Annotated in this window: 9 protein-coding genes; all 9 read right to left on the bottom strand. The window is 53.5% G+C overall.

Annotated features, from left to right (window positions below):
• A partial coding sequence (locus tag E9531_RS17100; RefSeq protein ID WP_211343481.1) for a TraI domain-containing protein occupies nt 1-645 on the bottom strand: 645 nt, incomplete at its 3' end.
• 24 nt (nt 646-669) lie between these two features.
• The gene (locus E9531_RS17095; protein ID WP_136574985.1) at nt 670-1,281 is read right to left on the bottom strand and encodes a hypothetical protein; all 612 of its coding nucleotides are present in this window, start codon (nt 1,279-1,281) and stop codon (nt 670-672) included.
• Nucleotides 1,274-1,627, bottom strand: a complete 354-nt coding sequence (locus E9531_RS17090; protein WP_136574984.1) for a hypothetical protein — start codon at nt 1,625-1,627, stop codon at nt 1,274-1,276. The genes E9531_RS17095 and E9531_RS17090 overlap by 8 nt, the downstream gene beginning before the upstream one ends.
• 21 nt (nt 1,628-1,648) lie before the next feature.
• On the bottom strand, nt 1,649-1,915 hold the full coding sequence (locus tag E9531_RS17085) for a hypothetical protein (protein ID WP_136574983.1): 267 nt from the start codon (nt 1,913-1,915) through the stop codon (nt 1,649-1,651).
• Between the two features lie 14 nt (nt 1,916-1,929).
• Complete coding sequence (locus tag E9531_RS17080) at nt 1,930-2,484, bottom strand: hypothetical protein (RefSeq protein ID WP_136574982.1); 555 nt, start codon at nt 2,482-2,484, stop codon at nt 1,930-1,932.
• A 28-nt stretch (nt 2,485-2,512) separates the two neighbouring features.
• Nucleotides 2,513-4,363, bottom strand: a complete 1,851-nt coding sequence (locus tag E9531_RS17075; protein ID WP_158291837.1) for a YadA family autotransporter adhesin — start codon at nt 4,361-4,363, stop codon at nt 2,513-2,515.
• 63 nt (nt 4,364-4,426) lie between these two features.
• Nucleotides 4,427-5,599 carry an OmpA family protein gene (locus E9531_RS17070; RefSeq protein ID WP_136574980.1) on the bottom strand — a complete coding sequence of 391 codons (1,173 nt, stop codon included), beginning with the start codon at nt 5,597-5,599 and terminating at the stop codon, nt 4,427-4,429.
• Between the two features lie 589 nt (nt 5,600-6,188).
• Nucleotides 6,189-7,481 carry a hypothetical protein gene (locus E9531_RS17065; protein WP_136574979.1) on the bottom strand — a complete coding sequence of 431 codons (1,293 nt, stop codon included), beginning with the start codon at nt 7,479-7,481 and terminating at the stop codon, nt 6,189-6,191.
• Between the two features lie 258 nt (nt 7,482-7,739).
• On the bottom strand, nt 7,740-8,141 hold a 402-nt coding region (yfiB, locus tag E9531_RS17060), incomplete at its 5' end, for an outer membrane lipoprotein YfiB (protein WP_211343480.1).

The raw sequence follows: 8,141 nt of genomic DNA, 5'->3' as shown, positions 1-8,141 counted from the left end.
GAGATTCAGCCTCCACGGATACCGGTGCGATTCAGGACGACCTTGGGTCACTTGCGTCAAGGAACCTGCCACAGGGGCCCAGCGCAGGGGCGCATCCATGTTCTTGCTGCGCCAGGAGATTCTTAAATCCGTCATGGGCTTGGCCACGTCATGTAACAAAGCCGCAAAGAACACCACATACGTCCAATGGTCGCGCTGCGCGTCGATGACCTCAATGACTTCCCCCTCTGGCAATAGATGGCCATTGCGCCAGGTCATGGCTGCCAAGACCATCTCCAGCGTATGCGAGAGCAAACCTCCCACATGGGCATGGTGATGGGCCTCAGATGCAGGGGCCAATTGCACAAACTCGCAATAGGCATGAATCGCTGGTACAAAGTCTCGTGCAAATACGGTCTCGGACAGCCGTGACTGGGTATAGATTTTGTCGATCACCCGCTGACCGTGCACGACTTGCAGCAGCTCGTGGGCCGTCAGTACCCGCAGCCAACCATTGCGAGAGCCTGCAATGGCTACTGCAGGGGCGGACTCGGTGCCTGCAGTCTCTTCTGGTTTGCTTTGCTGGATTGCTGCGGCAGGAGCTGGTAATGACGCTCGCTTGTTCCAGGGCAGGACGGCCAGCAGCTTGGCGGCAATCGACTTCATGAACAGCGCCCTGCTTTGAGGTTGTTATTTCTTAAGGGGAATGATTTGAGCATCAGGTTTGCCGAATTGGAACGTAAAGGTCTCTGCCGGATAAACGACGAATTGGCCAGGCATCCCAGTTCTCAATAGACCATGCAGTCTGTTGTTGAGCTCTTCATGCGCGGGCAAACGCCATGCGTTCCTGCGTGACCATCCGAAAGTGCTTTGAATGGTGAATATGACCAATGCCACTGGCACGGCCACATTCAGCAGTCCGATTAAGTCCTGTAAAAGAAGCGCTTTGTCTCTCAGCTGGGCGACCTGATCGGAGTCGCTCCAGGCAAAATACATCAATAGCCAAAAGGCCACCAAAGGCACAAGGCGTAAGAAATCAGCTACTCGAATGCACAAGAATCGAAGAAAGCATAGAACAGTCCTACCCATAACGGCTTTGTCTCTGTGAATACTTTGGCAAAGCTGGGCATAGTCAGCCTCCTGCATGGTGGCGACGACTTTGCCGTTCAGGGAGATAAACAATGACCGCTTGTTAAAGGCCGATAACTGCCTGGTCAAAGCCATGTCTTTCCTCTTCCAGACAATACAGGTAATGGCGCAGACGGCGATCAGCACAACCAAAGCGGCAATCGTCTCAATCATGTTCAGGTAGCTCCGTATCGGCAAACGAGAACATCCGCTCAGCCTCTGCATGGATTGCCAGCAGGCGCTGTTGCACAGCCGTAGCCTGCGCGTGTGATGCAAAACTCGCCAGCTCACTGCACAGGCCTGAATCGGTTTGGGCCAGAACGCGCACGCGAGACAAACACGGTGAAGGCTGCACAAACACCTCTCCAGTCCACTCCTCGGGCAAGACAAAGCCTAGTGTGACTCGGCAGCATGTGAAAAAACGCTCCAGATCGTTTCTGTAGGATATGGTATTGCCCGTCCACAGATCCAGCAGGCTCATGCTCAGGCGCTGGTCGGCATTGATTTTGGTGTCGCTCATGCTCGAATGTTTTGGTGCAGCTCATTTGCTGTGCTGCGGCTTTGGTTTCTTGTAGGGGTGCACGGGCAAGGCCTGCAAAGACCACTGCTGCCGGTCTGCACCGGGATCAAGGTCGAGCCAAGGCTGTGCATGCTCAAAACGATCTCCAAAGAGCTTGCATCCCAGCCTGACGGCGGCAATGTGGGCGCTATGGATGCTGGTGGCCCGCAGGCCTTGGCGCTGGCTGGTGATGTAGCGTTGGCCATTGAAACGAATACAAATGTCGATGCGCTCAAGATCACGAGTCATTGCACATACCCCTGTTAGTTGAGGTTCAGTAACTTTTCTTTCCACAGCGAGACCCACTGTGGATTGCCCCGCTCTGGTCTAAACCCGCAGAGTTGCTCTTGGGGCAGGCCCATTGCCACAAAGTCCAGCCAGGAATGCTCCAGAGGATTGAACTCCACGCGAGCATGTGGAGGCTGCACGCACCAGTAGTGCCGGTGGTGCATGAACTCCAGTTGCATCAGGTCATCAATCAGTTGCCGCATGCGCATCTCTCGGGTGCCTGAGAGATCGCGCTGCGTGTGCATGTTAGCCACATGGCTGAGCAGCACCTGGCGCGTGCACAGCAGCGGATGGCATTCCTCATCCAGATGCATTTCCAGGCCGTCGAAGCGGCCTAAGAAATGCAACAGATTGGCTGTCCACGCGGACAGTCCAAGGCTCTGCATTGAATCAACAACCACATAGATGGCATGCACAGGATCCATCTTGTCGCGCCCTTGCTGGCCTGTCTCTAAAGACTCAGGCCCGTTGTTGGCCCATCCTTCAAACTGAGAAGCCAGGCTTGGGGTCAGCGATGTGGAATGCGTCATGTGCTGCAATCTCATGGATATCGAAACGTCAGAATGCGAAGCTCACGCCAATCTTGGCGCCCAGCTTGCCGTCTTTACCACCACCCAGACCTGCGGAGATTTTGCTTTTGCCTGACTCTGTCAGGTAGCTGCCCGTCACGGCCACTGCTGCAGAGCCATCGTAGTAACCGGCCCCTGCCCCAACGGCAAACTCACCGGGGTGCTGCTGCACGTTGTCGGTGTTCATAGCCATCGCCGTGGCAATACCGGCTGCTGCAATCTTGCGGTTGCTCTGGATTTGTCCATCCAGACGAGTGACCTCACGGTCTAAATCACCTCGAACCGCATTGAGCCCTTCATTGAGCTGACCCACATTGACGGCATCGGTATCTGCTGTGCCTGCGGCCACGTTGTGAATCTGGTTGCCGCCCATGTCAATCGTGCCACCAGGGTTGACGGTCAGGTTCTGCGTGGTCGTAGTGCCCTGCACTGTCAGATTATTGACGCCCGTGATGTTGCTCGCTTTGCCATCGCCTGCTGTGAAATCAATACCCGCATCACCTTTGCTTGCCGCCCCTGCTGAACCAGGTGCATTGGAGAACGTGATTTTGCCGGTTTCATCCACCTTGAACACGGTGGCCGCATTCACCGCCTGATCCGTGTAGGTATTGGCTGTTGCAATCGTATTGATCGCTACGGTGTCCGTGTATTCCTTGGACTGGTTGAGCACCTCTGTGGTTTTGACGTCCGTGTAGGCTTTGGACTCTTCAAACTTGAGGTTGGTATAGGTGTTAGCCTGATTCAACGTACTGGCCCCCACTGAGTCGGCATAGGTGTTGGCCTGGTTCAGCGTGTTGATCGCTACCGTATCGGTGTACTGTTTAGACTCGTTGAGTACCTCTGTGGTTTTGACATCCGTGTAGGCGTAGGCTTTGTTGAGCGTGTCACCTGCCACCTGGTCAGTGTAGGTATTGGCCTGATTCAGTGTATTGATCGCCACAGTGTCCGTGTACTCCTTCGATTCATTGAGTACCTGCGTGCTCTTTTGGTCTGTGTACGCATAGGCTTTGTTGAGTGTATCGCCTGCCACCTGGTCGGTGTAGGTATTGGCTTGGTTCAGAATATCGCCGGACTTGTCATCAATGAGCTGTGTCAAGTTATTGACCGTCGTTTGCGCCACTTGGTCTGTGTAGTTGTTGGCTTTTGTCAATGTATCGGCAAGACCATCATTGAGCTGCTTGACGTTGACGCCGTCTGTGTCAGCTGCGCCTGCGGTAACTCCAGTTAATTGACGATTGCCAAACGCAACAGAGTTATCTTTAGTCGTCGTCGAGCCGTTGCCAATGGCGACTGAGTTTTGGTGCGAAGCGGAGGAATCGGTGCCAATCGACGTCGCGTTATCAGCATTTGTCGTGGCCCCTGCTCCGATGGTTGTCGAGTTGTTGCCATTGCCGTTTGCGTTGCCGCCAATCGTTACAGAACGATCACCATTGGACGTGCTGTTTGTGCCTATGGATGTACCCAACAGGCCCTGGCTCGTGGCATTGGCGCCGATGGCAGTCACGCCACCTGCCAAACCGTTAGGGCCTGCAACAGCAGAGGCATGGTTGCCAAGTACAGTATTGGCCATGCCCACTGCGCTGGCATTGTGGCCAACGACCACGTTAGGCCCACCTCCCTCTGGGGTGTAGATCGAGCCAGACGACACGGCGCCTGAACCAATGACCACATCCGGCAAATTGCCTGTTGTGGTGCCAGTTGTCTGGCCCGGCGTGTACGTGGCGCCGCTGCCGTAGTTGCCATTGCCGATAACGGTCTGTGCGCCAGTCAAGGTGCTGGCCAGCATCACGGCAGTGGCAATGGCCAGCTTGGTGAGTCGCTTGGAGTGTGGTGTGCTCATTGAAAGATACCTCTTTGTGTTGTGCATATGAAAGTGGGTTGAAGACAGACGTGTGTTGAAGGACTACTGAACAGAGACGCCCTCTATGCTTGGGGCTTGCGAGAAAGGAAGCACTTGCCCGGTGACCTTGATCTCTACCCTGCGGTTGGGCGCAAGACAGGCGATCACGGCGTTGGAGGCTTTGCCTGGGCATTGCGCGACAGGACTGCCAGAGGCCACGCCACGGGCGGTCACCTCGGCATTGCCAAAACGGTCTTTGAGGTTCTGGAAGACATAGGTGCCCACATTCACAGCCCGATCACGCGAGAGCTTTTGGTTGTATTTCTCCGCCCCCAGGCGGTCGGTATGGCCCACGATCTCAATGGCTTGCACCGTAAGGAAACGGCCTTGGATATCACGAACGATGTTGTCCAGCACGCTCTTGCCATCAGGTCTGAGTGAGCCCAAGTCTGATTTGTCAAAGGCGAACAAGGCTTGAGCGGACGCGGTGTACATCACAGGCTCTTGAGGCACAGGAGGTGGCGGTGGTGCTGCAGGCGTAGCGCAAGCCTTGATCTGCGACTGCGCTGCGTTGGCAAAGCTGCGGTAGTCGTCGAGCATCATCTGGCCGTGTTTGTAGTGCTGGCCATAACCTTGATTGAATTCGTAATCTGCCCCCAACAAGGCCACGGAGCCACAAGCCAATGCAGGCAAGGCACAGCGTGCGCCTTCACTGTCTTCCATGCGTTTGAGCTCGTTCCACAGATTCTGGTTGTAGCGCACGTAACCAGGGATTTGTGGGGTGCTCAGAGCCACGGTCTGCCCTGTGTTGGCAGCATGGGCATACAAACCCGCTGTGCCATACAAATACTCCGTCACCCCATCGGTGCGGGTTTCACGGTAGGTGTATGCGGCCAGATTGACCATGCACCGGGCCTTGGCCCATTCATACGTGTTGGCCAGTTGGCCATGCGCATTGGCCTGCATGATGTCGTTGGTCAACGCCGCAATGTGATGGTCGGTCACATAACGCGGTTGCCAGCCGTAGCGCACATCGGCAGAGAGTACGGCGGTGCGATTGGGCGCGTTGGCTGCAACAGGAGCTGGCACCGCTGCAGGCGTGTCCCAATACTTGGGTGGTTGGTAAATCTGGTCGTAGCCGGTTGACGACGCACAGGCTGTCAGCAGCGTTGCAGCCAAGGCAAGCGGTGACAACGTGAGCCAGGAGGATGGAGGTGTGGACAGCAATGAGGGCATGGATGGCAAGCGAATCGCACGAGAATGTTTCAGATTCACAAGGAATTTGATCGTCTCTGAATCGAATCACTGCATCAGGACAACCAAGCTCCAGGCGGACTTGTGACCCTTTGAACACCACCCAGGCAAGCGAGAAGGCCATGCCAGATGTGGTGAAAATAGGGCATGCTCTGAGAATAGAGTTGGCCCTGCTTTGCGTCCATGCGATAACCTGCATCACGTATTACAGGTTTACGCCTTGCCAAGATGATTTAAATGTGATAGCCAAAACATCGACTGGCGCGGCTGTTGGGCTGTTGGCTGTTGCCGCAAGGCCTAAGTGCCCCCGCGCTTAGGCCTAGCCGGTAGTCCCGTAGCGGTCAGTTTCCCTTGCCGGTAAATCCTTTGCGGCAGCGACCGAAGTATGAGGAGCTGCCGCGCCCTTTGGATTGGGCCATTACTCCCGTAGAGAAGCCTTTGCCCGTCGCAAGCCGCCCTCGGCTTGCTCAATGCCATGAAAAAACCGCCATTGCTAGACTCGCTAACAATGACGGTTGATGATGAATTAAGGATGCGCAGGACTAGCGCAATTCCAGATCAAGTCAGCTTATCACTTGGACATCACTGAATAGTCGCGATCAATCAAAACACCCTGCGGCAAGACTAAATACAAATGACCATCCACGCCATACTCGATATGCTGAATCGCAGGCAACAAGTATTGGGCAGAGTTGTCTAAAAAGTCTTGCTCTGTGGACGCTGTTTGCGTGCCGGTCATGGCTGTTACCTCGCCTTTGGCAGAGACGTGAAAGATGCGCGATGAGCTGTACGGTGTCGATTCACGCACACTGATGAGAATGGCATCGTCAATGATCGTGAATGTTTCAGCCGTCAAGGTGTCGCCTTCTACAGGCGATGGCACGGTGAAGTTAACTGAAGATCCATCGGCTAAACGATGCCATGTGTATTGACCTTGCGCTTGCTTTGTTAAAGCATGAATGCGTCCTTGGTGATCGGCATCCAATGCTTTGATTTTGGCGGTGATACCCAACGCAACAGAGTCCAACGTTTTGACGTTGTAATCATTATCGATGGTGCGAATGCGTCCGTCATCAATCAAATAGAACAAGCCTTGGACATCGACTTCTAAATCATGAGGTGCTACGAAACCCGCTTCTAGGCCACTGCCGTCAATTAGGGCGGGAAGCTCCCCTGTCCGACCTGCAACCAGATCATGAGAGCCTGGTAGATCTCCACGAAAATTAAAAAGACCAGGAGGAAACATTTTCCAACCTTGATTGTTCCATTCCGAATACCTCTGCATCCAGTCCATATCAGCAGTAAAATCCTTGTCGCTATTGGCTGCCGAATAACTTAAAACGACTCCTGTAGGACTTCCGGCGCTTCTTGCAAAACCACTTGGAAAGCGAACTGCAGTAGGTCGCCCCATCGTAGTCACAGCTCCGCCAAGTTCAAGCGTAGTCTCGACTGTCCCGTTAGAAAGTTGAAGAATTCTGCTTGCACCAATCTCTCCGGGGCGAACCCATAGTTGGTTGTAGACGGTGTTTTCACATCCTTCGCCTGTTTCAGCTAAGTAAATGGCATCCTGATACACCGTAGCCCGCATGAGTCGATTAAAGCGCGCCGTCTCAACAGGACCGTTCATCGGCTCTTCGCATTGCTCCAAGTTGACGGTTGATGCGCCTGTCAGCAATTCCAGTTTCAAAGGCGATGGCTTCGTCGGATTAGGCTCAATCGGATCGATTGGTGCATCGTTACCGCCACCACAAGCGGTAATACCAACTGCTAGCAACGATACTTCCACTAGTTTAATAAGAACTTTACGGCTTTGTTGCATAAATCCGTAAGTCATTGATTTTGTTGGGTTGATTTTATTTTGCATTGTGAAAAATTTATTGATATCAATAAGTTAAGATTTATTTGTGCAACAAAGACGTGTCATGGTTTAATTACCATCGCCAGCTTGAACCTATTGGGTACATTCCGCCTACAGAAGCTGAGGAAAACTACTACCGGCAACTCGCCAGTCAGGTCACTTTGTGATGACCTGACTTAAACCAAACAGCCTCCTCGAAACCCGGGGCGATTCAGAATGAGGTTAAAGATCAGTTCTACAGTGGCGCGTTGTTTGCGTTCACGATCACTCCATAGCTCCAACAATGACAGTTACACGTCGATTGGAGGCACGCCCTTCGCTGGAGTTGTTCCTGGCAACCGGTTTTTGACTTCCAAGCCCACGCGTTTGAATGGCATTTGCTGGGTATCCGTCCTCGACCATCAGCTGCGCCACTGCATCTGCACGCCTCTTTGAGAGGGCTTCGTTATAGCGAGCGTCCCCGGTGTCATCGGTATGCCCGTCCAAGCGAATACGGTCGATACCAATCTCTAAAAACATAGTTGTGATCTTCTTGATGCGATGCCTTGTATCAAGATCCACATCAGAAGAATTCAAGTCAAACAAAATTCTTCCAGACAGATCCAGCTGCATTCCATCATCGGTGAAGCTAAATCCCTCATTTTCCAGTGCCATGATCTGCGCCTT

Origin of the sequence: Lampropedia puyangensis (assembly GCF_004833285.1) — a bacterium.
Classification (GTDB): Bacteria; Pseudomonadota; Gammaproteobacteria; order Burkholderiales; family Burkholderiaceae_C; genus Lampropedia; species Lampropedia puyangensis.
Note: the sequence above shows the minus strand (reverse complement) of the source record. Positions and strands in the feature narration are given on the sequence as shown.

What these genes read in the sequence shown, in the direction of transcription:
- E9531_RS17095 (WP_136574985.1), bottom strand. Translation starts at nt 1,281, where the DNA reads ATGATTGAGACGATTGCCGCTTTGGTTGTGCTGATCGCCGTCTGCGCC.
- E9531_RS17090 (WP_136574984.1), bottom strand. Translation starts at nt 1,627, where the DNA reads ATGAGCGACACCAAAATCAATGCCGACCAGCGCCTGAGCATGAGCCTG.
- E9531_RS17085 (WP_136574983.1), bottom strand. Translation starts at nt 1,915, where the DNA reads ATGACTCGTGATCTTGAGCGCATCGACATTTGTATTCGTTTCAATGGC.
- E9531_RS17080 (WP_136574982.1), bottom strand. Translation starts at nt 2,484, where the DNA reads ATGACGCATTCCACATCGCTGACCCCAAGCCTGGCTTCTCAGTTTGAA.
- E9531_RS17075 (WP_158291837.1), bottom strand. Translation starts at nt 4,363, where the DNA reads ATGAGCACACCACACTCCAAGCGACTCACCAAGCTGGCCATTGCCACT.
- E9531_RS17070 (WP_136574980.1), bottom strand. Translation starts at nt 5,599, where the DNA reads ATGCCCTCATTGCTGTCCACACCTCCATCCTCCTGGCTCACGTTGTCA.
- E9531_RS17065 (WP_136574979.1), bottom strand. Translation starts at nt 7,481, where the DNA reads ATGCAAAATAAAATCAACCCAACAAAATCAATGACTTACGGATTTATG.